Source organism: Shewanella sp. NFH-SH190041, assembly GCF_024363255.1.
In the GTDB taxonomy this organism is placed as follows: Bacteria; Pseudomonadota; Gammaproteobacteria; order Enterobacterales; family Shewanellaceae; genus Shewanella.
Map to the genome: position 1 here is coordinate 1698452 of NZ_AP026070.1, position 23884 is coordinate 1722335.

The 23884-nt window shown below is 47.6% G+C and carries 18 protein-coding genes and 17 tRNA genes; 7 read left to right on the top strand and 28 right to left on the bottom strand.

All coding sequences use genetic code 11. The features are described from left to right. Positions 1-6: 6 nt before the first annotated feature. The 18 genes from rsxD to NFHSH190041_RS07560 form a co-directional block, all read right to left on the bottom strand. Complete coding sequence (gene rsxD / locus NFHSH190041_RS07475; protein WP_261924622.1) at positions 7-1056, bottom strand: electron transport complex subunit RsxD; 1050 nt, start codon at positions 1054-1056, stop codon at positions 7-9. Positions 1057-1061: 5 nt separating this feature from the next. Next, positions 1062-3761, bottom strand: coding sequence for an electron transport complex subunit RsxC (gene rsxC, locus NFHSH190041_RS07480; RefSeq protein ID WP_261924623.1), 2700 nt, complete (start codon positions 3759-3761; stop codon positions 1062-1064). Next, on the bottom strand, positions 3755-4324 hold the full coding sequence (gene rsxB / locus NFHSH190041_RS07485) for an electron transport complex subunit RsxB (protein WP_261924624.1): 570 nt from the start codon (positions 4322-4324) through the stop codon (positions 3755-3757). The genes rsxC and rsxB overlap by 7 nt, the downstream gene beginning before the upstream one ends. Positions 4325-4326: 2 nt before the next feature. Next, positions 4327-4905 carry an electron transport complex subunit RsxA gene (rsxA, locus tag NFHSH190041_RS07490; protein WP_261924625.1) on the bottom strand — a complete coding sequence of 193 codons (579 nt, stop codon included), beginning with the start codon at positions 4903-4905 and terminating at the stop codon, positions 4327-4329. Between the two features lie 91 nt (positions 4906-4996). Then, positions 4997-6937, bottom strand: coding sequence for an EAL domain-containing protein (locus NFHSH190041_RS07495; RefSeq protein ID WP_261924626.1), 1941 nt, complete (start codon positions 6935-6937; stop codon positions 4997-4999). Between the two features lie 341 nt (positions 6938-7278). Then, a tRNA-Asn gene (locus NFHSH190041_RS07500) sits at positions 7279-7354 on the bottom strand. Between the two features lie 25 nt (positions 7355-7379). Beyond that, positions 7380-7455 (bottom strand) — tRNA-Asn (locus tag NFHSH190041_RS07505). A 24-nt stretch (positions 7456-7479) separates the two neighbouring features. Continuing rightward, positions 7480-7555 (bottom strand) — tRNA-Asn (locus NFHSH190041_RS07510). Positions 7556-7594: 39 nt separating this feature from the next. Then, positions 7595-7670 (bottom strand) — tRNA-Asn (locus NFHSH190041_RS07515). Positions 7671-7711: 41 nt separating this feature from the next. Then, positions 7712-7787: transfer RNA gene (locus NFHSH190041_RS07520), tRNA-Asn, on the bottom strand. A gap of 24 nt (positions 7788-7811) precedes the next feature. Next, positions 7812-7887 (bottom strand) — tRNA-Asn (locus tag NFHSH190041_RS07525). Positions 7888-7926: 39 nt separating this feature from the next. After that, positions 7927-8002, bottom strand: a tRNA-Asn gene (locus tag NFHSH190041_RS07530). Positions 8003-8043: 41 nt separating this feature from the next. Further along, a tRNA-Asn gene (locus tag NFHSH190041_RS07535) sits at positions 8044-8119 on the bottom strand. 24 nt (positions 8120-8143) lie between these two features. Then, positions 8144-8219: transfer RNA gene (locus tag NFHSH190041_RS07540), tRNA-Asn, on the bottom strand. 36 nt (positions 8220-8255) lie between these two features. After that, positions 8256-8331 (bottom strand) — tRNA-Asn (locus tag NFHSH190041_RS07545). A 27-nt stretch (positions 8332-8358) separates the two neighbouring features. Beyond that, positions 8359-8434: transfer RNA gene (locus NFHSH190041_RS07550), tRNA-Asn, on the bottom strand. 40 nt (positions 8435-8474) lie between these two features. Further along, positions 8475-8550 (bottom strand) — tRNA-Asn (locus NFHSH190041_RS07555). An 18-nt stretch (positions 8551-8568) separates the two neighbouring features. After that, a tRNA-Asn gene (locus tag NFHSH190041_RS07560) sits at positions 8569-8644 on the bottom strand. A gap of 1370 nt (positions 8645-10014) precedes the next feature. Here NFHSH190041_RS07560 and uvrB point away from each other — a divergent pair. Further along, complete coding sequence (uvrB, locus tag NFHSH190041_RS07565) at positions 10015-12048, top strand: excinuclease ABC subunit UvrB (RefSeq protein ID WP_261924627.1); 2034 nt, start codon at positions 10015-10017, stop codon at positions 12046-12048. 399 nt (positions 12049-12447) lie between these two features. Continuing rightward, positions 12448-13467 (top strand): HAD family hydrolase, encoded by a 1020-nt coding sequence (locus NFHSH190041_RS07570; protein WP_261924628.1) that lies wholly within the window; start codon positions 12448-12450, stop codon positions 13465-13467. 206 nt (positions 13468-13673) lie between these two features. Here NFHSH190041_RS07570 and rrtA read toward each other — a convergent pair whose 3' ends face one another. Together rrtA and queC are read right to left on the bottom strand one after the other, a co-directional pair. Then, positions 13674-14279 carry a rhombosortase gene (gene rrtA, locus NFHSH190041_RS07575; protein ID WP_261924629.1) on the bottom strand — a complete coding sequence of 202 codons (606 nt, stop codon included), beginning with the start codon at positions 14277-14279 and terminating at the stop codon, positions 13674-13676. After that, positions 14264-14956, bottom strand: a complete 693-nt coding sequence (gene queC / locus NFHSH190041_RS07580) for a 7-cyano-7-deazaguanine synthase QueC (protein ID WP_261924630.1) — start codon at positions 14954-14956, stop codon at positions 14264-14266. Before queC ends, rrtA begins: the two co-directional genes overlap by 16 nt. 136 nt (positions 14957-15092) lie before the next feature. Here queC and queE point away from each other — a divergent pair, with 136 nt between their 5' ends. After that, positions 15093-15761 (top strand): 7-carboxy-7-deazaguanine synthase QueE, encoded by a 669-nt coding sequence (queE, locus tag NFHSH190041_RS07585; RefSeq protein ID WP_261924631.1) that lies wholly within the window; start codon positions 15093-15095, stop codon positions 15759-15761. 176 nt (positions 15762-15937) lie between these two features. Here queE and NFHSH190041_RS07590 read toward each other — a convergent pair whose 3' ends face one another. The 5 genes from NFHSH190041_RS07590 to NFHSH190041_RS07610 all read right to left on the bottom strand — a co-directional run bounded on the left by NFHSH190041_RS07590 (position 15938) and on the right by NFHSH190041_RS07610 (position 17547). Beyond that, complete coding sequence (locus NFHSH190041_RS07590) at positions 15938-17002, bottom strand: PLP-dependent cysteine synthase family protein (RefSeq protein ID WP_261924632.1); 1065 nt, start codon at positions 17000-17002, stop codon at positions 15938-15940. Between the two features lie 100 nt (positions 17003-17102). Continuing rightward, positions 17103-17187 (bottom strand) — tRNA-Tyr (locus NFHSH190041_RS07595). Between the two features lie 37 nt (positions 17188-17224). Further along, positions 17225-17309: transfer RNA gene (locus NFHSH190041_RS07600), tRNA-Tyr, on the bottom strand. A gap of 29 nt (positions 17310-17338) precedes the next feature. Then, a tRNA-Tyr gene (locus tag NFHSH190041_RS07605) sits at positions 17339-17423 on the bottom strand. Positions 17424-17462: 39 nt separating this feature from the next. Further along, positions 17463-17547 (bottom strand) — tRNA-Tyr (locus tag NFHSH190041_RS07610). 125 nt (positions 17548-17672) lie between these two features. On the opposite strand from NFHSH190041_RS07610, the gene NFHSH190041_RS07615 reads away from it, so the two are divergent. The 3 genes from NFHSH190041_RS07615 (at position 17673) to NFHSH190041_RS07625 (ending at position 20851) form a co-directional block, all read left to right on the top strand. Then, positions 17673-18149 (top strand): VC2046/SO_2500 family protein, encoded by a 477-nt coding sequence (locus NFHSH190041_RS07615; RefSeq protein ID WP_261924633.1) that lies wholly within the window; start codon positions 17673-17675, stop codon positions 18147-18149. A 77-nt stretch (positions 18150-18226) separates the two neighbouring features. Then, positions 18227-18514, top strand: coding sequence for a YfcZ/YiiS family protein (locus NFHSH190041_RS07620; RefSeq protein WP_261924634.1), 288 nt, complete (start codon positions 18227-18229; stop codon positions 18512-18514). 138 nt (positions 18515-18652) lie between these two features. Next, on the top strand, positions 18653-20851 hold the full coding sequence (locus NFHSH190041_RS07625; RefSeq protein WP_261924635.1) for an EAL domain-containing protein: 2199 nt from the start codon (positions 18653-18655) through the stop codon (positions 20849-20851). Here the strand turns inward: NFHSH190041_RS07625 and NFHSH190041_RS07630 are convergent. Together NFHSH190041_RS07630 and NFHSH190041_RS07635 are read right to left on the bottom strand one after the other, a co-directional pair. After that, entirely contained in the window at positions 20840-21310 is a 471-nt protein-coding gene (locus NFHSH190041_RS07630) for a YchJ family protein (RefSeq protein ID WP_261924636.1), read from the bottom strand. The genes NFHSH190041_RS07625 and NFHSH190041_RS07630 overlap by 12 nt on opposite strands. Continuing rightward, complete coding sequence (locus tag NFHSH190041_RS07635) at positions 21294-21863, bottom strand: nuclear transport factor 2 family protein (protein WP_261924637.1); 570 nt, start codon at positions 21861-21863, stop codon at positions 21294-21296. The genes NFHSH190041_RS07630 and NFHSH190041_RS07635 overlap by 17 nt, the downstream gene beginning before the upstream one ends. Before the next feature lie 118 nt (positions 21864-21981). Between NFHSH190041_RS07635 and smrA the strand changes: the two genes are divergently transcribed. Continuing rightward, positions 21982-22572 carry a DNA endonuclease SmrA gene (gene smrA, locus NFHSH190041_RS07640; protein WP_261924638.1) on the top strand — a complete coding sequence of 197 codons (591 nt, stop codon included), beginning with the start codon at positions 21982-21984 and terminating at the stop codon, positions 22570-22572. Positions 22573-22669: 97 nt separating this feature from the next. Here the strand turns inward: smrA and gap are convergent, their stop codons facing one another. Next, on the bottom strand, positions 22670-23680 hold the full coding sequence (gene gap, locus NFHSH190041_RS07645) for a type I glyceraldehyde-3-phosphate dehydrogenase (RefSeq protein WP_261924639.1): 1011 nt from the start codon (positions 23678-23680) through the stop codon (positions 22670-22672). Positions 23681-23884: the final 204 nt, after the last annotated feature.

Sequence of the window (23884 nt, forward strand, 5' to 3'; positions counted from 1 at the left end):
TCTCCCTCAGTGACTGGCCCGGTGGCCATACGTGCGGGGACGGACATAATAGTCAATAAATGGGGCACACAGGTTTGCCAGCAGCACGGCAAAGGCAACGGCATCAGGGTAGCCGCCGAAACTGCGGATCACATACATCAGTACCCCGATAAGTGCACCAAATAGCAGTCTGCCCCGGTTACTGGTTGCAGCGGTAACCGGATCTGTGGCGATAAAGAAGGCGGCTAGCATAGTGGCACCGGAAAACAGATGCAGCAGTGGGGAGGCATGGGTATCTGGGTTCATTAAAAAGCCGATACCTGAGCAGATAAACAGTGCGCCAAGCAGCCCGGCGCTGATCTGCCAGCGGATTGCTTTGAGTTTAAGTAACACCAACCCGCCAAGCAAATAGGCTAAGTTGACCCAAAACCAGCCAACACCAACCCCACCGGTGAAGATGGACTTATTCAGAATTTCTGTGGTGGTCAATCCCATGGTCAAGCTGGTTTTCATGGTATCGAGCGGTGTGGCCATGGTAGTGCCATCAATACCGAGCCGGAAATAGCTGGTATCCCAACTGCCGGGCTGGAAAATCTGTTTCAGGCTCATCACAAACTCTGGTGAGTGCTGCGCTACGGTAGCCGGGGCAACCCAAGATGTCATTTGCACTGGATAAGCAATCAGTAGCAGAACGTATGCGGCCATTGCGGGATTAAACAGGTTATTGCCCAGTCCACCATAGAGGTGTTTTACCACCACAATGGCAAATAAGGTACCGATGATCACCAACCACCAAGGCGCTAGCGGAGGAATCGCGATCCCCAGCAGTAAGGCCGTGAGGATGGCACTGTAATCGCCCAGTGCTGTTTTGACGCTGCGTTTACGCAGTTTCATTACCCCAGCTTCCGCCAGCAGGGCGGTAGCCACTGCCAAGAGTACCTGGATTAAACTGCCCCAGCCAAAAAAGTAACATTGGGCAATCAGCCCCGGCAAAACGCAGAGAATGACCCGGCGCATCACTTTGGCCGTTTGATTACTGTTGGTCACATGGGGTGATGAAGTTATTTTAAACGCCATCAGGGTTATTCCTTATCTTGTTGAAGCTGAGCGGCTTTTTTCGCCTTAGCTTTGGCTACGGCGGCAGCAATACGGGCCTTTTTTGCCGCTTCCGGTGTTATCTCGGTAGCTTGACTGTTATCAGTCGCCGCAGTTGCGGTATTCGGCGCTGAAGTCTCAGTTTCTGCCAAGCCTGAGGCCGGAATATCAGCGATGGATTGCGTGGTTTCAGCACTGGCTGCGGCTGCTTTTTTCGCCTTGGCTTTCGCTACGGCGGCAGCAATACGAGCTTTTTTTGCTGCCTCTGGTGATATCTCGATAGCTTGGCTGCTATCAGCAGTTGCAGTACTCGGCGCAGAAGTCTCAGTTTCTGCCAAATCGGTCGATGCTATATCTGCTTGCACTGCTGCCGGAATATCAGTGATGGATTGCGTGGCTTCAGCACTGGCTGCGGCGGCTTTTTTCGCCTTGGCTTTAGCAACGGCTGCGGCAATGCGAGCTTTTTTTGCTGCCTCTGCTGACATCTCGGTAGCTTGACTGTTATCAGCCGCCGCAGTTGCGGCATTCGGCGCTGAAGTCTCAGTTTCTGCCAAGTTGGTCGATGCTATATCTGTTGGCGCTGCTGCCGGAATATCAGTGATAGATTCCGCGGTTTCAGCATTGGCTGCGGTAGCTTTTTTCGCTTTGGCTTTCGCAACGGCGGCAGCAATGCGAGCCTTTTTTTGCTCTTCGGCAGACAATGTCGTCGCTTGCGCGGCGGCGGTCTGACTGGCTACGTTATTACCTGCCTCGCTATCAGCGCTGACGTTATCGGTTGCATTATCCGCTGCTGCATTTAATGCGGCTTTAGCGGCAGCTTTTTTGGCTTTTGCCCTTGCTACGGCGGCAGCAATTTTATCTTGCTGGCTGACGTCACCCTGTGGAGCTGTGACATTTGATGTCGGCGTTGAGGCTGACTGAGCGGCTTTTTTCGCTTTGGCACGGGCAATGGCGGCGGCCACTTTGTCCTGTTGTGATGTCGCTGCATTGTCTGCGCTAGAGACGGGCGTTGCAGCTCCTGCCTGTGCCGCTTTTTTTGCTTTGGCTCTGGCAATGGCGGCAGCAACCTTATCTTGAGCATTAGCCGCGCTATTGGCTGATGCCTCCGGTGCATTAACGGTTGAAGATTGCGGTGTCGTGCCTGCTGCAGCTGCGGCTTTTTTCGCCTGAATACGCGCCATGGCTTCAGCGATAGCATCTTTTTCTGCGCTGCCCATACTGGCCTGACGACGGGCTGCTGCCTGTTTAGCTTTGGCTTCCCGTGCCTGTTTTTCCGCTTCAATACGCTGTTGTTTGGCCTCAAAGCGCTGTTTGGCGCGCTCAGATTTTAATTTCTCTTCGGCATCGTGGCGCAGTGCGGATTTGGCTACCCGGAAATATTCTACCAACGGAATATCACTGGGGCAGACATAGCTGCAGCAGCCGCATTCGATACAGTCTCGTAGGTTATAACCTGCCGCTTTCTCGTAATCACCGGATTTGGCGTGCCAGTAAAGTTGTTGTGGCAGCAAATTAGCCGGACATGCTTGGGCGCATTCTGAGCAGCGGATACAGGCTTGCTCTTTTGGCGCTAAAGCCATCTCATGGCGGGATGGCACTAAAATGCAGTTGGTGCCTTTTAATACGGGAACTTGGAGTTGTGGCAGGGTATGCCCCATCATGGGGCCACCGATAATCACTTTTTGCTCAGGATCTGGGGTAAAGCCACACTGTTGCAGCACATGATCAATACGGCTACCAATGGGCAGTAGATAATTACCCGGGCGCTGCACATTTTCACCTGTGACGGTAACTACCCGTTCGATTAAGGGCTTGCCCAAATAGACTGCATCACTGATGGCCGCACAAGTACCGACATTGTGTACCAGAATACCTAGCTGCGCCGGAATAGCGCCGGAGGGCACTTCTTTACCGGTAATAATTTGAATAAGTTGTTTTTCGCCGCCGGATGGGTATTTAGTCGGAATAACGGTAACCCGAGCGATACCATCGGGCAGAGCACTGTTGCGCAGGGCATCACCCAATGCTGCAGCCGCTTCAGGTTTATTATCTTCCACCGCAATGACAATGCGCTGTGGCGACAGTAGGCGATGAATAATTTCAATGCCGCTGATGATGCGATTGCTGTGCTCCCGCATCAGGCGGTCATCTGAGGTGATGTAAGGTTCGCACTCGACGCCGTTGATGATGACCAGATCAATTTCACTGGTGGGGGACAGTTTAATATGGGTTGGAAATGCAGCGCCGCCCATACCGGCTACGCCAGCAGCATGAACCCGGGCAACAATCTCACTGTCGCTTAACTCGGTAGGATTCGCCGCTTGCAGTGGCAGCCAAGTGTCTTGGCCATCGGCCTTGATGACACACGTTAGCACAGGCAGGCCAGAAGCATGGTTACTGGCCATAGGGGCAATGGCAGTGACTGTCCCTGAGGTGGGAGCATGTACGGGCAGATGTTGAGGACTGACGCCCCGGGTCAGTGGCTGGCCTTTTAGTACGTGATCGCCAATTTGTACGGCCGCAGCAGCTTGCTCGCCGATTTGCGGTACGGGCACCCAATATTCATTATCCAGCGGTAATTGCGCGATAGCCGAGGTATTGGAGAGGCACTTTTGCTCTGGTGGATGGATGCCGCCCGGAATACGCCACAGTACGCCGTTATCCAATTGTTCCAGTAATGTCAGCACAGCTTGTCCTCTTCCACAAATCTGACCGGAATGGTATTGAGTTTCCAATCCCAGTTTTTGATGTCGGTGGCCACCGGCACCATATCAATACAATCAACAGGGCAGGGTTCTACACACAGATCGCAGCCAGTACAATCTGCACTGATCACTGTGTGCATCATTTTGCCTGAGCCAATAATGGCATCGACCGGGCAGGCCTGAATGCATTTAGTGCAGCCAATACATTCCTGCTCACGGATATGGGCAACTTTCTTAATGTTGCTTTGTTCACCTTCGGCGACCGGCTCAGGGTCAACGCCCATGAGCTCAGCTAACTTTTCCATGGTGGCGGTGCCACCCGGTGGGCAACGGTTAATTTTTTCGCCATTGGCAATGGCTTCGGCATAAGGGCGACAGCCGGGATAACCACACTGGCCGCATTGGCTCTGGGGGAGCGCCGCTTCCAGTTGATCAACAATAGGATTACCTTCGACTTTGAATTTCTGTGCTGCATAACCGAGCAGGACGCCAAACACCAGCGCCAAAATGGTGAGCAGCACGACAGCTGTAATAATGGTGGTCATTGTTATTTTACCAGCCCCGCAAATCCCATAAATGCTAGGGACATCAGGCCTGCAGTGATCATCGCGATGGCACCGCCTTTAAAAGGGGCTGGCACATCGGCCGCCGCCAGGCGTTCACGCATTGCAGAGAATAGAATGAGAACCAGAGAAAAACCCAGTGCAGCAGCAAACCCGTAGATAGCAGATTGCATAAAGTTGTGATTTTCATTGATATTGAGTAAGGCCACACCCAGCACGGCACAGTTAGTGGTGATCAGGGGCAAATAGATCCCCAGTGCCCGGTATAGAGTGGCACTGGTTTTTTGTACCACCATTTCCGTAAACTGTACCACTACGGCGATAACCAGAATGAACGCCATGGTTCTGAGGTAGCCCAACTCAAAGGGAACCAGCAGGTAGACGTTGACCAGATAGCTTAAAATCGAGGCCAGCGTCATAACAAAGGTGGTGGCCATAGACATGCCGATGGCGGATTCCAGTTTGCTGGAGACCCCCATAAATGGACATAAACCAAGGAATTTTACCAATACGAAATTGTTGACCAGTACAGTACCGATCAACAACAGGAGATATTCGCTCATCTCATTACATGTTTAGTCTGTGCTTAATCACATTATCAGCTTTTTGCTGAGCAGAAACAACACGCGAAATGCAGGGTTACTGGACTTCGAATCAAATTTGAGCAGTGTCTCTTTGGTGGTTTGGCGTCTCTGCCTGAGCAGATAATGGCTGCGGGCGGGCGATATAATAGCCCTGCAACCCATCAAGCAGCAGTTTTTCCAGCATCATTTTTTCATGCTGCTGTTCTACGGCCGTGGCGATAACCCTGATGCCCATACGCCGGGCAATATCGACGATCATACGAATAAAGAACTGGTTATTGCTATCTTCGGCGATATTGCGGCTGTAGTTACTGTCTAATTTTATAAAGTCCGGTTTTACCTCACGGAAAAACTTAAACGCGGTATAACTGTTACCGAAGCGTTCGATAGCAACGCGGGCCCCAAGGCTGTGGATCAGTCGAACAAAACGGTAGGCTGCCGGGAGGTTGGTTTGCATGCCATTTTCAGGCAATTCAAATACTAATCTGGATGCCAAACTGGTATGGCGACTGAGGAGCTGCTTTAACCAAGCGAGAAAATCATTGCTGATAATACTGGTGGGACTGATATTGATGCCAAAGCTGCCCCTTAATGCGGCATTTTGGCTTAGGCTGTGAACCGCTGTTGCAATAATGAGTTTATCCAACTCAGTCCCAAGGGCATAGCGCTCCGCCATCGCAATTACGGTGCGTGTGGGAAGGGCGCTGTGCTGCGGATTATAAAATGTCGCCAGTAATTCGGTGTAACAATCGCCTTTTTGTTGTCCGGCGCTGATAGGTTGTTGCTGTAGTTTGATGCGCCGTTCACGGATTAAATTGCGCAGCTCGTTTTGCCATTGCTCGGCGTCTGGAGCATGCTCATCCGATGATTGCAATATATATATGGCATTGGGGCCCTGGGTCTGGGCAATGGATACTGCAATATCGGCTCGGGTTAATACGTGTAGTGCAGCCGGGCCACTCTGGCAGGGGACCAGTCCCGTGTGGGCAATGGTATTAAGTTGTGTATTTTGCTGGTAATGGTTAAGGCTTGTTTGCAGTTTTGCGCTGATAAGCGGGGTATTACTGAGGGTGAGCTCTGGTAAATAGAGAATAAAATCGCCACTGGCAATGCGAAAATACTGCGCCGCAGGGACAGTTTGCCCAACTTGACGCAGACAATGGGCAATATGAGTGAGGTAATCATCACCGGCATCCCGGCCATTGGCTTGATTGATACTGGAAAGCTCCGTTGCTTTTATCAGTGCCAGCATTCCTGAGATGTGCTCTTTATTTTTTGCCAGCTTATCAAGTAACTGGGTGAATTTTTGTTGACTACCAAACCCCGTCATCGGGTCAATAAATGCGACTTGATTAAGTTTGGCATTTTCAGATTCAAATTGACTGATCTTATGTTGCAACGTTTTACGGCATTGCTCCAAAGCAACGGCGACAGGCCGATATGCCCCTTTTAGCCGAGATGCTTGTACTGGCGTAAATGTTAGTGAGGCTAATTGACTGATATAAGAAGATAAATAGCTGATTTTTTTTCGCTGCCCAATGCCAAGTATCAATAAGTACAACACAAAGAGAAGCCAAGTGCTGCCCAGCAGCCCGGCCAAGCCGAGGGTGCGCTGATAAAGCACATTTGGCGACAGAATAACTTTAACGGTAATGTCCGTCGGGACGCCATTAATGGTCAGGTGATAATGTGTTGTGCTTGGTGCTGGAAACAGCAAGGTGCTTAATTCGCGTTGCCTAGGCAGATTTTGCCCATGGGTAAGCGTGACCCCAGTTTGCAATTGTCTGAATTGATAAAACTCGATTGCGAATAGCTCTGAAAGCTGAGTGTAGATTTTCCTTGCAGGATTATCGTTTGGTGTATCGATAACGCTTTGCAGCGTATTCGTGATCTGTTGCTGATTACGCTGAACATGGGCGTGCCAGTGTTTGCTATTTTGCCAGTAGTCGAGTGTCGCGATAGTGCAGAAAATCAGCAGTAAAAAAAAAGCAGTTCGCTTGGTGTAACCCATGTGGCATCCATTCCCATTAAGTCATTGTTAGTCATTCCATTGCATAACATCGCGAATATACAGGGAATTGTGCCTGTTGGCGATATCTTGCTGCAAAATATGATAGGTGGTGTGATGTGGTGCTTTAGCAGGATGTCACAATGCTCAAATGACTAGCTGTAATGAGTAATGGGTATCAGTTAGAGGATGTGGGGGATGAGAATGTTGTGGTAACGCAAAACCGGCGGCTAAAGCATATTTTGTCGAAACTGAATTAGAGTGTCTATCGATTGATCGTGGGTGTTGTTTGTTGAGGTACAAATAAAACAGGGGGAAAGGTGACGATAAGGTATGAGCTCAAGTGGCTCCCCTGACTGGACTTGAACCAGTGACATACGGATTAACAGTCCGCCGTTCTACCGACTGAACTACAGGGGAATCATGGATACTTGATTGCGCAAAGTGGCTCCCCCGACTGGACTTGAACCAGTGACATACGGATTAACAGTCCGCCGTTCTACCGACTGAACTACGGGGGAATTGAATTTGCTATTTGACCAAAGTGGCTCCCCTGACTGGACTTGAACCAGTGACATACGGATTAACAGTCCGCCGTTCTACCGACTGAACTACAGGGGAATCGATGGTTAAGTATTAAATTGATAAAACACGGTAAGGTGGCTCCCCCGACTGGACTTGAACCAGTGACATACGGATTAACAGTCCGCCGTTCTACCGACTGAACTACGGGGGAATCGATCTAATACATAAAACAGTACAACATTATTGGCAAAGTGGCTCCCCCGACTGGACTTGAACCAGTGACATACGGATTAACAGTCCGCCGTTCTACCGACTGAACTACGGGGGAATTGAATTTGCTATTTGACCAAAGTGGCTCCCCTGACTGGACTTGAACCAGTGACATACGGATTAACAGTCCGCCGTTCTACCGACTGAACTACAGGGGAATCGATGGTTAAGTATTAAATTGATAAAACACGGTAAGGTGGCTCCCCCGACTGGACTTGAACCAGTGACATACGGATTAACAGTCCGCCGTTCTACCGACTGAACTACGGGGGAATCGATCTAATACATAAAACAGTACAACATTATTGGCAAAGTGGCTCCCCCGACTGGACTTGAACCAGTGACATACGGATTAACAGTCCGCCGTTCTACCGACTGAACTACGGGGGAATTGAATTTGCTATTTGACCAAAGTGGCTCCCCTGACTGGACTTGAACCAGTGACATACGGATTAACAGTCCGCCGTTCTACCGACTGAACTACAGGGGAATCGATGGTCAGCATTAAATCATTACACTAATAAAGTGGCTCCCCTGACTGGACTTGAACCAGTGACATACGGATTAACAGTCCGCCGTTCTACCGACTGAACTACAGGGGAATTGTGATTTAACTCTGTGTAAATAAGTGGCTCCCCCGACTGGACTTGAACCAGTGACATACGGATTAACAGTCCGCCGTTCTACCGACTGAACTACGGGGGAATTATCTTATTTACTGATGATTACTCATCATGTTTCAGCGTGGCTCCCCTGACTGGACTTGAACCAGTGACATACGGATTAACAGTCCGCCGTTCTACCGACTGAACTACAGGGGAATATCATTGTGCAGTAAGTGGCTCCCCCGACTGGACTTGAACCAGTGACATACGGATTAACAGTCCGCCGTTCTACCGACTGAACTACGGGGGAATCGCTTTTCTGCAGCGTCTCGCTGAGAACGGAGCGCATAGTAAATCGCTCTGTCAGATGAGTCAACTCGCGTTATAAAAAAAAGTGGAATTATAGCGTTAAGTGCTCATCTAATGTGCATAAGCGGCGGGTTAATCAACAGATTGTTGAATAAATACGCCTAAATGCCAAAGTGAATATTAACTGCGTTATCTGCCGCGGCCAAATATTATTCAATCTATCTTTGATAATAAGCGGTGGGTTAACAATATCACGAACAAATTTCTCTTATGCAATAGGGCTGATAGGGGGGGATCGGCAAGGTGGGGAGTTTGTGCTGGTCATAAAACGAGCGGCTCATCAGAGATAGAGGTGAATAATAGAGAGTGTTAAATTTTGACTCTGTGATGTCACGGATCGCCGGAGTCGCAGTTGATATCCTATATGCTGAAGAATTTTTCGAAGTACCTAAGCGATAAGCTATTTGGTTTGGTTTCGCTGGCGAGGTAGTTGAGATTAAGATTAAGATTAAGACTAAGTTTCCATACTAGCATCAGTGAATGGCACTCGTGCGATTGTGCTATTGATACTCATAGCGGCACTACATCTTCGTAGTTAACAGTGCCTATTATTAACAGCCACCCATTATTAATCACTCCCATTTAATAAACCGTACCTATAATTAGCCAGACTTATCATTGGCAAGGCCTGTAAGTGAGTGGATGCTATCATTACCTGTGTTGCCGGTATTTTCAGTTACAAAGATGGGGTTTTCAAACATGCGGTGGTGCCAGTAAAAGCGGTATCTTGTTGGTGTGATGACCATTAGCCCAACCTGGGTGTCAATGAAATGTGTTTTATTTTGCGATGACAATATTGTGAAGTTGCCACCCACATTGCAAATGTAATTAAATTTCATCTATTGGCCATGGCTGTATCAATTGGTCATGATAGCCGTAACCCCCATTATTTCTGGCCTAGATTCAGTTATCCACTGTTTCTGTGGATAACCCTGTTAGTTACACGTTTGAAATGCTTGCAAAGCCAGATGGAATGCGGGTTGGACTTAAAATGCACAGTTTTACAGTTTTAAAATAAAAACCTTTAAATACAATGATTTAATAAAATCAAGTCGTCGTAAGGTTGTATTTAAGATGGTTATCAATTTTGTAATTATGCTGCAACATTGTCTTGTGTATTAAATTAACGCGTTTATGCCGTTTTAATGGATTTTGATAAACTTTGCGGTGTTTTTTGCTGCTGAAATCAGTTTCCAGCTCGGTTTTTATCCAGTTGCCGATTTGATATACCAATGGCGTATTGAAAATCATACTGGAGCTTGTCAGGAGGTGGGATTAAAATAACCGCTCAATGACAGAGGAAGCTTATTTGTGTCTGACACTGTGTTTCGATTGGAATCCCAATACCAGCCTGCTGGAGATCAGCCTAGCGCCATTGCTCAATTAGTTGACGGCATTGAATCCGGATTAGCCCGGCAAACATTGCTCGGCGTGACCGGCTCAGGTAAAACCTTTACCGTCGCTAATGTAATTAAGTCCCTTGGCCGTCCAACCATTATTATGGCGCCAAATAAAACCTTGGCCGCCCAGCTATACGGCGAGATGAAAGAGTTTTTCCCCCATAATGCGGTGGAATATTTTGTCTCTTATTATGATTATTATCAGCCGGAAGCTTATGTCCCCGCGTCTAACACTTTTATTGAAAAAGACGCTTCGGTAAATGCTCATATTGAGCAGATGCGGTTATCTGCTACCAAAGCACTGTTAGAGCGCAAAGATGTCGTACTTATCGCTTCTGTCTCTGCCATTTATGGTTTGGGTGACCCCGACTCGTATCTAAAGATGCTGTTGCATTTGCGTCAGGGAGACTTGATGGGGCAGCGGGATATATTGCAGCGGCTTAGTGAGCTGCAATATACCCGCAATGATATGGATTTTCAGCGTGGTACTTTTCGAGTACGCGGCGAGGTGATTGATATTTTCCCCGCTGACTCAGATCGGGATGCGATTCGGGTTGAGCTATTTGATGATGAAATTGAGCGGCTCAGTGAATTTGATCCTTTAACTGGGCAGATAGTGAAACGGATTGCCCGAACAACGGTGTATCCAAAAACTCACTATGTGACCCCCAGAGAAAAAATTCTAGCAGCAACAGAGCAGATAAAAGAAGAGCTGGTACTGCGTAAACAGCAGTTGTTAGATAATCATAAATTGATCGAAGCTCAGCGCATTACTGAGCGGGTACAGTATGACTTGGAGATGATGATTGAGCTGGGGTATTGCTCTGGTATCGAGAATTACTCCCGTTATCTGTCTGGCCGGGCAGAAGGTGAAGGCCCACCAACATTATTGGATTATCTGCCAGCAGATGGCCTGTTGGTTATCGATGAATCCCATGTCACTGTGCCACAGATTGGCGCAATGTATAAAGGGGATCGTTCTCGCAAAGAGACACTGGTGGAATATGGTTTTCGTCTGCCGTCGGCACTGGATAACCGGCCGCTGAAATTTGAAGAGTTTGAGTCATTGATGCCTCAGACGATCTTTGTTTCCGCCACCCCTGGTAATTATGAGCTGGATAAAAGTGACGGCGAAATCGCAGAGCAGGTGGTCCGGCCAACCGGGTTACTTGATCCTGAAATTGAAGTGCGTCCAGTTGGCACCCAGGTGGATGACTTACTCTCAGAAGTTGGTAAACGTACTGCGGTGAACGAGCGGATACTGGTGACGACGCTGACCAAACGTATGGCAGAGGATTTAACCGAGTATCTTGATGAGCATGGCGTACGAGTGCGTTATCTGCATTCGGATATCGATACTGTTGAGCGGGTAGAAATTATCCGCGATCTGCGCTTGGGCATGTTTGATGTATTGGTTGGCATCAACCTACTACGGGAAGGGTTGGATATGCCTGAAGTGTCACTGGTGTGTGTGCTGGATGCGGACAAAGAAGGCTTTTTGCGTTCAGAACGTTCTTTGATCCAGACCATTGGCCGCGCGGCCCGCAATATCAATGGCAAGGTCATTCTCTATGCTGATCGTATTACCGATTCCATGGGCAAAGCTATGGGGGAAACAGCCCGTCGACGGGAAAAGCAGCATGAATTTAACTTGGCCCACGGCATTGTGCCAAAAGGTGTATCAAAGAAAGTTACAGATGTGATGGATCTTGGGGATAGTGAGAAAGATAAACGATATCATTCTCCTAAGTCGTCCTCATCCAGTCTGCGCCGGGTTGCTGAGTCAGGTGAGTCTTACCAAGGACAGAGTATGGCTGAACTGAGTCATGAAATTGACCGACTAGAGAAACAAATGCAGGAGCATGCCAGAAATCTGGAGTTTGAGCAGGCTGTGGTGTTAAGGGATAAGGTTCGCGAATTAAGGTCGCGACTGGTTTCCAATTAACTTGCGTTTGTTCATCTTTTAGGCTGATTTGACGAGCGCTTTTGATGGCTTTAGCTCTTTAGACTAGGCATTAAACCTCTTATCGCGATTAAAGCACTGTTGCCTTGACGATATTCATCGTGAAAGGCCAGATGGTGCTTGTTTTCAGGGCATATCACAGAACTGGTGTGCTCAGCGTTGCGCGTTGGAGTGGGTGGTATGGGCAAGGTTATTGCGCTGTTTTCCGCTTCGGCGCGCTCGCGGTATCTCAATGCGGTGTTACTCGCAGCTATCCGGCCATGACTCATGAGGGGAGTGACGACGTCCTTGCCTGTCACTGTGAAGCTGACAGGCTGCGCGCGATAACGCGGTACTCACTGCGTTAACGTTAAGTATTTCATCATCAAAGAGGAACATCCCTTGAAACCCTTATCGACCTGGCAAGTAATGCTACTGATAATACTCTTGCCTTTCACAGCCATCGTACAGGCCGCAGAGCCTCAGGCGCTTTCCTTGTGGCGTAACCCACAACAAAAAGAGCGGATTGTGGCTTTTGTCACCAAAGTTACCGATAGCCATTCACCAGAATATGTTGCACCAGCAGATCGTATTGCCGTATTCGATAATGACGGTACGCTTTGGTCAGAAAAGCCAACTTATACTCAGCTGACCTTTTCTTTTGATCAGGTTCGGCAACAAGCGCCCGCGCATCCAGCGTGGCAGACTACACCGCCTTATCAGTGGTTGCTTGATGGCAAGCTAACATCATTATTTGAGCATGGCTGGAAAGCGCTGATCCCCATTATGGCTCAGGCTCAAGCCGATATTACCCCGGCTCAATATCGTCAGCGGGTATTGGACTGGTTAGCACAAGCCCGCTCACCACGCTTTAATCGTCCTTATACTGAGCTGGTTTACCAGCCTATGATTGAGTTGCTAGATTATCTACAGGCCCATGACTTTACGGTCTATATCGTGACAGGTGCAGGCAGTGCCTTTGTGCAGCCTTGGAGTCAGGCGATTTATCATATCCCGCCACAGCAGGTAATCGGCACCACATTTGGCTATGAGTATCAAGTTATTGATGGTGAGGCTGTGCTGCATAAAACTGCAAAACTAGTTTCAGTGAATGATGGCAAGCAAAAACCGATCAATATCGCCATGCAAATAGGCAAAAGACCGATTATGGCGGTAGGGAACTCTACTGGGGATTTACCCATGTTGGCATGGACGGCAGCCCAGCCGCGGCCATATCTTAATATCTTGGTTCATCATACTGATGCCAAAAGGGAGTGGGCTTATGATAGTCAGACTTTTGAAGGCAAATTTACCCCAGAATTGATGCAGCAAGCTAAAGCACGAAACTGGATGGTGGTGGATATGCAGCAGGACTGGCAGCGGATTTTCCCAACCGCAGCAGAAGTGCGACCATTGCAATAAATAACCTTGCCATAGTTTTGCTACGGCAAGCTAATTGCAGCAGACAGCGTTATTAATCTAGCGACTGTCTGCTGTATTTGATTGTGATAATAATATTGGCAGTACGATTAAGCAGTACTCAGACTAATTAATCATATAAGCCTGCCACAGAACGGGGTGATTTTGCGCCGGGTGACAGACTGTGATTGAAGTTGTGGGCAGGCTACCTAAGGCGACTTATCACTAGAATGACGCCACCGGTGATAAATGCTATAGCCCCCCGCAAGTATAACGCCAGCGATAACTCCCGCGAGATGGGCATCTATCGCCACCTTGGCGTTAATCATGGTGGTCATGGTCTCACTGGCACCTGCAAGCTGTTCATAGATGACTTTAGCTATGATGCCACCGAGCAGTAGCCAGCCCAGACGTATCCCAAGCAGACCTTCACGCAGCGCTGCAAAGGCAAACAGACCGTGCAGCAGACCACTCAGGCCAACATAGCCGGTAATTGCCGGGAAAAACCAGATGATTTCTAGTCCTATCATCCCACTGAGCAGCAAAAGCAACAATAGCGTGCTGAAAAAGGTAAAGGGCAAATTAAACACAGCCAGAATAATCCACAGCCCGGCCAAGTTCATCAGCAGATGCCATAAGTTGGTATGCAGATAATGTCCGCTCAGCAGTCGATAAAACTCATCTTGCTGGATAAGATGGGGACGTAGAGCCAGCTGATCAGCTAGCCCCAGGGTAAACAGTAGCGGGCACAGCAGAGTTAAAAGCAGTGCTACGCCCCAAGGAGAGTTAAGTGCGTGGCTTAAGCGTGGTTGCATTTTTGCTCAAGAGCTTGCATAACAGTCTCTTTATCAGCGAGATAATCATGGAGACCCCGGGCCCGCAGTTTACAGGCCGGACATTCATGGCAGCCTTCGCCGATAATACCGTTATAACAAGTCAGAGTATGATTGCGGACCAAATCTAATTGACCGTACTTGTCTGCCAGCGCCCAGGTTTCAGCTTTATTGAGCCACATCAAGGGCGTGATCAGCGCCAAAGGACGATCCATTCCCTGCACCAGTGCCTGTTCCATCGCTTTGATAAAATCATTACGACAATCAGGATAGCCGGAAAAGTCAGTCTCACAGACGCCGGTAATGACTGCATCTGCGCCTAGCTGATAAGCGTATATTCCCGCCAGTGTTAAAAACAGAATATTGCGACCCGGTACAAAGGTATTGGGCAGCCCGTTGTCCATCAAGGTATTGGATACCGGAATATTGTCCCGGGTCAGGGCGCTGATGGCCAACTCATTTAATAGACCAACATCCAGTACTTTATGGCTGGTTAACCCCAGTTGCTTGGCCAATTGCTGTGCAACTTCAATTTCTTGGCGGTGACGTTGGCCGTAATCGAAGGTGATCCCGTGAACTTCATCATATTGGGAAAGCGCCTGGATCACACAGGTGGTGGAGTCCTGGCCGCCGCTGAAAACAACAATGGCTTTTGACATGGTAGTGCCCTGAAATTAAAAACCTCTATTCTACCTGCCATGGTGGGGGTTGAACATCTATCGGCTTGCGATTCGCGGGAAAATCTTTTATAACACCGGGCTGCGCATTGAAGGGCGCAAGGTTTTTGGAGGGGAAATGCAGTATCCGGTAAATGAAGTATTTGAAACGATTCAGGGCGAAGGTGTGTACACTGGCGTCCCGGCGATTTTTGTCCGGCTGCAAGGGTGCCCGGTAGGCTGTGCCTGGTGTGATACCCGCCATACTTGGACCTTGGATGAGGCCAATAAGGTGCCAGTCGCGCAAGTGATTACCGTTGATGGCGAGCAGGGGCGCTGGGCTTACTTGGATGCGGCTGGATTGTTGGCCGCCTTTGCAGAAAAAGGATTTAAGGCCAAGCATGTGGTGATCACCGGTGGTGAGCCTTGTATGCACGACTTAATACCGCTCACTGATGCGCTTGAGCAGGCTGGTTACCAATGCCAGATTGAGACCAGTGGTACCTTTAATGTCAGTTGCTCTCAAGACACCTGGGTGACAGTATCCCCTAAGATTAATATGAAAGGTGGATTAGCGGTGCAGCCCCAAGCATTAGTGCGGGCAAATGAGATCAAGCATCCGGTAGCGACTCAAGCCCATATTGATGAGCTGGATCAATTGCTGCGCAATGTGGATATCAGTGACAAAACCATTTGTCTGCAACCCATCAGTCAAAAACATCGGGCGACCGAGTTGGCAATGGCCACCTGTATTGCCCGTAACTGGCGTTTATCCGTACAGACTCATAAATATATTAATATCGACTGAGGTTTAAGCTCGCAACCTCAAGATTGAGCTCTGTATGGTATCCAGTGATAAAAAATGCCCCTATCTGTTCGATACAGTTGGGGCATTTTTTATGGAACACTACAGATAATTTATCCGTTAATTTCCCTTGTCGTTAGCCGTTATTGGTCATTTAGTACTGGTACTAAACCGAGCGATTATAGCGTCAGTTCGCCACTGTGATTGAACGCAGTTAATTTATCTGTCATGGCCTGACAGCAGCCAATATGCTCAGTAATCCAGTCAGGGTTGTAATAGGTATCGAGGTATCGCTCGCCAGGATCACAGATCAAGGTGACAATAGAGCCGGTGTCACCAGCTTGTTTCATCTTTGCCGCCAATAATAGTGCACCAAACAGATTGGTTCCGGTGGATGCGCCAGTTTTACGGCCAATCTGCTGCTCTAACCAATGTATGGCTGCAATAGCGGCGGTATCGGGGATCTTTATCATGGTATCGATCACGCCGGGAATAAATGATGGTTCCACCCGGGGGCGGCCAATACCTTCTATTCGGCTGCTACTTTGGCTTTGCAGGCTGTTATCCCTGTGTTGGAAATAGTCATAAAACACCGAATTTTCCGGATCTACCACACAGAGTTTGCTGGGCAGGCACTGGTATTTCAGGTAACGGCCAATGGTTGCTGAAGTGCCGCCGGTGCCGGGGCTCATCACAATCCAGCGCGGAATGGGGTGGGGCTCTTTCTGCATCTGCTCAAAAATAGCATTGGCAATATTATTATTGCCGCGCCAATCCGTTGCTCGCTCAGCGTAAGTAAACTGATCCATATAGTGTCCCCCAAGTTCAGCGGCTAATCTGGTTGACTCGGCGTAGATCTCACTGCTGTGGGCGACAAAATGACAGCGACCACCATAGAACTCAATCTGTTCGATTTTGCGGCGAGCTGTACTGCGGGGCATCACAGCGATAAAGGGTAATCCCAGCAAGCGAGCAAAATAGGCTTCTGATACCGCAGTACTGCCTGATGAAGCTTCAATAATCGGGGTATCTTTATCAATCCAACCGTTACAGAGGGCATACAAAAAGAGTGAGCGGGCCAGGCGATGCTTCAGGCTACCCGTGGGGTGGGTACTTTCATCTTTAAGATATATATCAATGCCAGCAATGGCCGGCAGATCCAGCTTGATCAAGTGAGTATCGGCGCTGCGTTGAAAATCGGCCTCGATTTTGCCAATGGCTTGATGCACCCAAGATTGAGTCATAGCGATTCCATTTGCTCAAAAGTTGAAAGCAAATAGTAAATAATTTCGATAAGGAACAACAGCGTATAGGAATAAATTGCGGAAAAACAATAAAGAGAAATGGTGGAGGGAGAAGGATTCGAACCTTCGAAGGCGGAGCCGTCAGATTTACAGTCTGATCCCTTTGGCCACTCGGGAACCCCTCCACATATGGAGATTTTACAGCCAGAACAACAAAGATGATGGTGGAGGGAGAAGGATTCGAACCTTCGAAGGCGGAGCCGTCAGATTTACAGTCTGATCCCTTTGGCCACTCGGGAACCCCTCCATCATGGAGATTGTACATTAAATTGAAAGTGGTGGAGGGAGAAGGATTCGAACCTTCGAAGGCGGAGCCGTCAGATTTACAGTCTGATCCCTTTGGCCACTCGGGAACCCCTCCACGAATTCAATTTCGTACTTTCAAATTGTTGTGCTGAAATGGTGGAGGGAGAAGGATTCGAACCTTCGAAGGCGGAGCCGTCAGATTTACAGTCTGATCCCTTTGGCCACTCGGGAACCCCTCCTCACTCAGCGGCGGCAATAGTATGCATAATGGTTTTGCATGTAAAGCCCCATTTTGAAAAAAGTACTTAAGTTAGGGCTTGTTTGGTCGATAAATTAGCAACAAATTGTTTTTCGATGTTTTTTTATGCTAAAAATCGATAGCCCCATTAATGAACGCCTACTTGGCTCCCGCCTGAACCAAGCGTTGGGGCAGCAACGGCGCGGCGAATTTGCGCTGTTATTGGCGATGTTGTCACAGGATGTTTGTCAGCAAAGTCAGTTTAGTGGCATGACACCATCGCCGGATACCTCTTCTTTATTATATCAGCAGCTAGATGTGCCTGCCCCTGCGCCTTATCTGAGGGAAATTACCCCAGATAGACCATTGATAAATCATGCCCAGCAGTTTTATGTCGGTGGAATGCCCTGTTTTCGCTTGCAGCAGTGTCTGACGCCAGAGCCTGTGCTTAGCCGAGGCCAACAGCCTGCTTATATGTTGGATGCCCTACTGAATACGGATCTACATACTCAACGACAGGCGAGAGGTGAGTCAATTCCGTCGGCTGAAATAGAGATGGATTTTTTACAAAATCTGTCATTGCAGAAAAAATTAGTCATTTAACAGTATCAGAGCCTGCTAAACCATAGCTCTAATGGAATGGCTTACATATAATGGATTTTTATTCCGGAGAGAACATTATGAAATCCATTCGTGAAGCCCAATCAGATACTGTAAATGATACCTGTACTTACTGTGGCAGTTTTGTTGATATCGGCGCTGTGATTGATGTTGATGATACCCAGTTGGTGATGAATTTTGCCGGAGAGCAGGCGATGGCGGATGCTAAGCAGATCGCACAACGCGCGGTACAACGTTTTACCCATACGGAAGTGAATTACACTGAAACTGAAACTGGCGTGACTTTGACCCTGAAATTTGATGTCAGTGCTGAAAAAATGATTTTCCAACTGGAAAATCGTATCTAATTCTCTATTTATCGAACAGATATCTGCATTTTTGCAAGATAATTGGGAGCTGCCCTGATTTCCTAATAAAGCAGGGCAGTTAAAATAATAAGAAAAAGATAACCGGCTTATTTATCGGCCCATTATTTAGGTATTTGTGTGACCAGACGAAAACATCAACACGTTGTTGAGGTGATTGTAAACTCTGCGGGAAAGATGCAGGGTAATTTTAATGCCACTGCAAAATTAGTTGTTCATTTATTATGCCGACATCTGGTGATTAATAGTGCCAGTGTCTGGTTGTTTTCCCGTGATTTATCTTGTCAGCATCAGGTAGCAAGTTTAGCGATATCGGAAACGACATCTACCTTCAGACCAGCAGATTTGGCATCTTGTCCAAGATATCTTAAGCAACTTACGTCTGAGCGGTATATTGATGCCAGTGATGCGAAAAGTGATCCCCGAATTGCTGAATTTTATCTTACCGCATTTGCTCCGCGGAAAATAAACTCTGTTTTGGATGTTGCAATTCGTATTAATGGCCAATTAGAAGGGGTAATTTGCCTTGAGAGGCAATATGCGCGAGGTATTTGGCAAGACAGCGATATTTACCTTGCTTGTCAGGCTGCAGATCAACTGGCTTTAGCACTAGCAACGCAATTTTCCCATCAGCAGCAAGAAGTTTTATCACTATTTCGAAGTGCTGTAGAACAGTCTGAGCAAGTGACCATGCTAGTCAATTTGCAAACAGAATTTATTGCTTATGTTAACCCAGCCCACTATCAGATGTCAGGAATACCAAGGCGTTATATCAGTGGCGCCAGCATCCGTCAGTTAGATTTATTTAAGCAGTATCCCCAGTTAGCCGAGCGTTCCCTACAACAGTTAAAGCGTGGCGAAACAATTCGGGGAGAAGTGTTGCTGACCCGGGAAGATAATCGTCAATATTACCTGAAGTACCACGCAACACCGTTTAATACTGACCTTGGCAATCATTTTGCCTTAATTTACTGTGAAGATAATACTGACCCCCACTTATACCAGAATAAGCTAGAACGCTTAGCTTGGCGCTGTCAGTTGACGGAATTGTATAATCGCACGCATTTTAACCAAGCATTACGTCAGTTTAATGACGGTTTCCTGATCCTTATCGATCTTATTGGTTTTAAACGTTTTAATGATACTTATGGCCATCGGCAAGGGGATGCTCTGCTAACTGAGATAGCCCGGCGATCACGTTGTTTTGCTGGATTTCCTCGGGTAAATGAAATTGCTCGGGTTGGCAGTGATGAGTTTGCCATGTTATTACCATGGGGAGGAGAGCTGGGTGAGCTTGAGCGGCAAATTATAAATTTATATCGTTGTTTGACGATGCCGCTACAGGTCGGTCGCGAGCGGTTTGATCCGCGAGTGGCGCTGGCAGTGGTGAATTTAGCAGATTTGAAGCAGGATATTTCACCATTAGCCAGTGCCGATATTGCGTTGCAACGTGCTAAAACAATGCCTGCGCCCCATATCCAGTATTTTAATCAACAACTATTAACGTCGTTTTATCAGCATGCTGAAATTGAGCGGGAATTGCATTTGGCTGTCCGTGGCCGACAGTTTGAACTTCATTATCAGCCATTGCGTGATTTACAAACTCAGGAATATGTTGGTGCAGAAGCACTGATCCGTTGGCACCATCCTATAAAAGGGATGCTGTATCCAGGGGCATTTATCGATATTGCCGAACAGACAGGTATGATTTGCTTAATTGGTGCTTGGGTACTTGAAGCTGCTTGTAATCAGTTGAAGTTATGGCAACACCAGCAACCAAGCTTTGTTATGCATGTGAATGTCTCTGCCCGGCAGTTTTTGGGGGGAAACTTATATGAGCAAGTATGGCAATTACTTAGCCGTTACCGTTTAACACCGAACACCTTGATTTTAGAAATCACGGAAACCGAATTAATGACGGATATACGTCATGCAGCACAGTTGTGTAATGAGTTAGCTGAATTGGGCGTGAGTTTGGCGATTGATGACTTTGGCACGGGCTACAGTTCAATGCGTTATCTGAAACAATTTCCTATCAGTAAGCTGAAGATTGATCGCTCCTTTATTGCTGATCTCAGTGTCAGTCGGGAGAGTCGAGAGATTGTAAGCGCCATTATTGCCATGGCAAAAGCGCTGAATATATCGCTTACTGCAGAAGGGGTTGAAACCCCTGAGCAAGAGTCTTTTCTAGCGGGGTGCCAGTGTCATCAGGCGCAAGGCTTTTTGTACAGTCAGGCACTTAGAGGGCCTGACTTTTGTGATTTTATGGCAATAGAGCCAGCAAAATCGCTGCAAACAGGAATGTGTTCAGCGTGTTAAACAGCACTGTTTGAATTTTTTACCGCTGTGGCAAATACAGGGATCATTACGCCCAGGAAGGGCAGTATCAAACTGCTGCCCTTGAGTGTAGTACCAGCGGCCATCTCGCAGAATAAAATCCGAGCATTCAAAAATCGCATCAATCTGACCATCAAGACGATACCAGGCTTTAAAGGTCACCTGTCCCTTCTCGCCTTGACTACTGTGGCTGATGATATCCAGTCCTAGCCAGTGGGGATGTGGCGGCTTGGCTAAATCAGCTGCGGTCAAATCATGCCTATGGTTGGTATCATGGGTGTCAATCAAATAGTCAAATAATGCTAAGACAAAAGCACTATAGCGCGAGCGCATCAGGGCCCGCGGGCTATTAGCTTGTTGCTGCTGCATATGCAGAGGCTCACAACATTGTGCATAGGGCAAGGATGAGCAGCAAGGACAGAGTTTAACGGCTAGATTCATGATTGGCGTAATCACTTAACGGGGTAAATTTGTCGCCATAATACAATTTGTCATGCTGTTTTGCTGAGAAAAACAGATTGGGCTCTGCCTTATGGCTACTGTCTACAGTGAGGTACCATTGCTTATCGGCATGTTTTTCCAATACGGTAACAAATTTTCCCGCAAACTCACTGATGGCCTCGCCGGTTTCTGCTGCCGGGTGAAATCGTACCAAGAAGTATCCGACATCCGTGGCTTTATCTGTTCCCAGTTGACGCTCTACTACTCTGAAATCCATATCAATATGGGCATTTTTCTGTTTAATACGGTGAAAAAACTGCTGGTGTAATGCCAAAATATCAGATTTACCCAGTATTATTTTTTCATTTTCGCCTTCGGGGAGGTAGCAGGCATTGTCGGCATAGAGTTTATCGATCAGTTGAGCATCGAGTTGCGTAAAGGCAGTGATAAATTGTTGATAGTGGCGATTGAGGGCCTGATGTTCATCAGCCCAAGCTAGCTGACTAAGAACGAGGCTGGTCAGCAGCAGGCTGATACGGAAGAAAAAAGTCATGAAAAATCGCTGTGTCCACGGGCCATAGGACCAATATAATAGCAGTCTGAGACTGACTGAAGTATTAGATCTTTACAAAGTGTGTTGTAGGCTGGCAGGAGATGGGGAGACTGAGTAAATGACAGACAATGATTCAGCACTGTTTTTGGCTGAGATGGCCGATGTGACGCCGCTACAACAAAACCATGTGATGCAATCTACCCGCAATACTGTTGATCCTAAAATACAATTACAACGGCGGGTCGCTGCGCAGGCTAGTGCATACCTTGATACCTTGGTGATGGATAGCGCTTTGTTTCCGGTTATCGCGCCCGATGAACTGGTAAGTTACAAACGAGAAGGTGTTCAACAACAGGTATTTAAACGCTTGCGGCAAGGGAAATATTCTTACGATACCGGGTTCGACTTACGGGGCCGAAAATTGCGCGAAGTTCGTAGGTTACTGATTGATACTATTTTAGGAGCATGTTGCCGTGAAGAGCGCTGCATCTTGCTGATACACGGTACCGGTAAAACCAGCCAGCCTTACCCAGGTGTGATCAAATCAGCAGTGTGCTTTTGGCTGAGCCAAATGGCAGAAGTGATGGCTTATCATACAGCGAGTCGAGACGATGGTGGTTATGGTGCGGTGTATGTGATGCTGGAAAAGTCTGATAGGCAAAAAAGCATTGCTAAAGAAACACTGCGCAAAGGAGCTATGCGTCGATAAATTTAACACCATTTATCGCAGCTTTTGTTGTTTGATTATGGAATATCAAAACGGGCGTCTTAGACGCCCGTTTCATTATACTGATTTTACCAACGGCTTATTTGGCAGTCATCAGAGCAACAGCATTATCTAACATACGGTTGCTGAAGCCCCATTCGTTGTCATACCAAGCCATAACTTTCACCAAACGGCCTTTAACACGGGTTTGAGTCGCATCAAAGTTGGATGAATAGGCATTATGGTTGAAGTCAATAGACACCAGTGGCTCTTTATTGATCGCCAGTACTTCACCCAGTGGTGAGGTCTTAGCCGCTGCTTCCATAATGTTGTTGATCTCTTCAACAGAGGTATCACGAGCAGCAATAAATGACAGGTCAACCAGAGAGACGTTTACTGTTGGTACACGTACAGCCAGACCGTCGAATTTACCCTGCAGTTCAGGTACAACCAGACCTACAGCCGCTGCGGCACCAGTTTTGGTTGGGATCATGGACATGGCCGCTGCACGAGCACGACGCAGATCACTGTGGTACACATCAGACAGACGCTGGTCATTGGTGTAAGCGTGAATTGTGGTCATCAGGCCTGATTCAATACCGATGGCATCATTCAGAGGCTTAGCAAAAGGAGCCAGACAGTTGGTGGTGCAAGATGCATTGGAAATTACTGTCATATCTTTGGTCAGGATATCGTTGTTCACACCGTAAACTACGGTAGCATCAACGTTTTTACCTGGCGCAGAGATAATTACTTTCTTGGCACCTGCATTCAGGTGTGGTTGTACGGCTTCTTTGGAAGTAAAGATACCGGTACATTCAAACACCACATCTACTTTCAGGTCGGCCCATGGCAATTTTGCTGGGTCACGTTCTTGGAAAGTCAGAATTTTATCGCCATTAACATAAATGGCTTCGTCATCATGTTCTACAGTGGCATTAAAGCGACCGTGAACAGAATCATATTTAGTGAGATGGGCATTAATAGCGGCATCACCCAAATCGTTAATAGCAACAATTTCAATTGGGTAATCTTTTTCGCTTTCGTACAGTGCACGCAGCACATTGCGACCGATGCGGCCATAACCGTTAATAGCAACGCGGATAGTCATCTCGTATCCCTCTGGTGATAATTAATACTTGTCTGGTAGTAAAATTACCAAACTGACAGGTCTCGTCAAGCAAATTCCGGACGTTTGCCGTGTTATGTCAACTAATTATGTTATTTTCTTACAAGTGCGAGATGTAACACAAAACCAGCCTGATTATCTGTTACTATCGTATGTTTGAGCTTGTTGAAACCTGCCTACAGCTTA

Excerpts from the sequence above, each read along its gene's own strand:
- rsxD (WP_261924622.1), bottom strand. The coding sequence starts at position 1,056 with ATGGCGTTTAAAATAACTTCATCACCCCATGTGACCAACAGTAATCAA.
- rsxB (WP_261924624.1), bottom strand. The coding sequence starts at position 4,324 with ATGACCACCATTATTACAGCTGTCGTGCTGCTCACCATTTTGGCGCTG.
- rsxA (WP_261924625.1), bottom strand. The coding sequence starts at position 4,905 with ATGAGCGAATATCTCCTGTTGTTGATCGGTACTGTACTGGTCAACAAT.
- NFHSH190041_RS07495 (WP_261924626.1), bottom strand. The coding sequence starts at position 6,937 with ATGGGTTACACCAAGCGAACTGCTTTTTTTTTACTGCTGATTTTCTGC.
- rrtA (WP_261924629.1), bottom strand. The coding sequence starts at position 14,279 with ATGCAACCACGCTTAAGCCACGCACTTAACTCTCCTTGGGGCGTAGCA.
- queC (WP_261924630.1), bottom strand. The coding sequence starts at position 14,956 with ATGTCAAAAGCCATTGTTGTTTTCAGCGGCGGCCAGGACTCCACCACC.
- queE (WP_261924631.1), top strand. The coding sequence starts at position 15,093 with ATGCAGTATCCGGTAAATGAAGTATTTGAAACGATTCAGGGCGAAGGT.
- NFHSH190041_RS07590 (WP_261924632.1), bottom strand. The coding sequence starts at position 17,002 with ATGACTCAATCTTGGGTGCATCAAGCCATTGGCAAAATCGAGGCCGAT.
- NFHSH190041_RS07615 (WP_261924633.1), top strand. The coding sequence starts at position 17,673 with ATGCTAAAAATCGATAGCCCCATTAATGAACGCCTACTTGGCTCCCGC.
- NFHSH190041_RS07620 (WP_261924634.1), top strand. The coding sequence starts at position 18,227 with ATGAAATCCATTCGTGAAGCCCAATCAGATACTGTAAATGATACCTGT.
- NFHSH190041_RS07630 (WP_261924636.1), bottom strand. The coding sequence starts at position 21,310 with ATGAATCTAGCCGTTAAACTCTGTCCTTGCTGCTCATCCTTGCCCTAT.
- NFHSH190041_RS07635 (WP_261924637.1), bottom strand. The coding sequence starts at position 21,863 with ATGACTTTTTTCTTCCGTATCAGCCTGCTGCTGACCAGCCTCGTTCTT.
- smrA (WP_261924638.1), top strand. The coding sequence starts at position 21,982 with ATGACAGACAATGATTCAGCACTGTTTTTGGCTGAGATGGCCGATGTG.
- gap (WP_261924639.1), bottom strand. The coding sequence starts at position 23,680 with ATGACTATCCGCGTTGCTATTAACGGTTATGGCCGCATCGGTCGCAAT.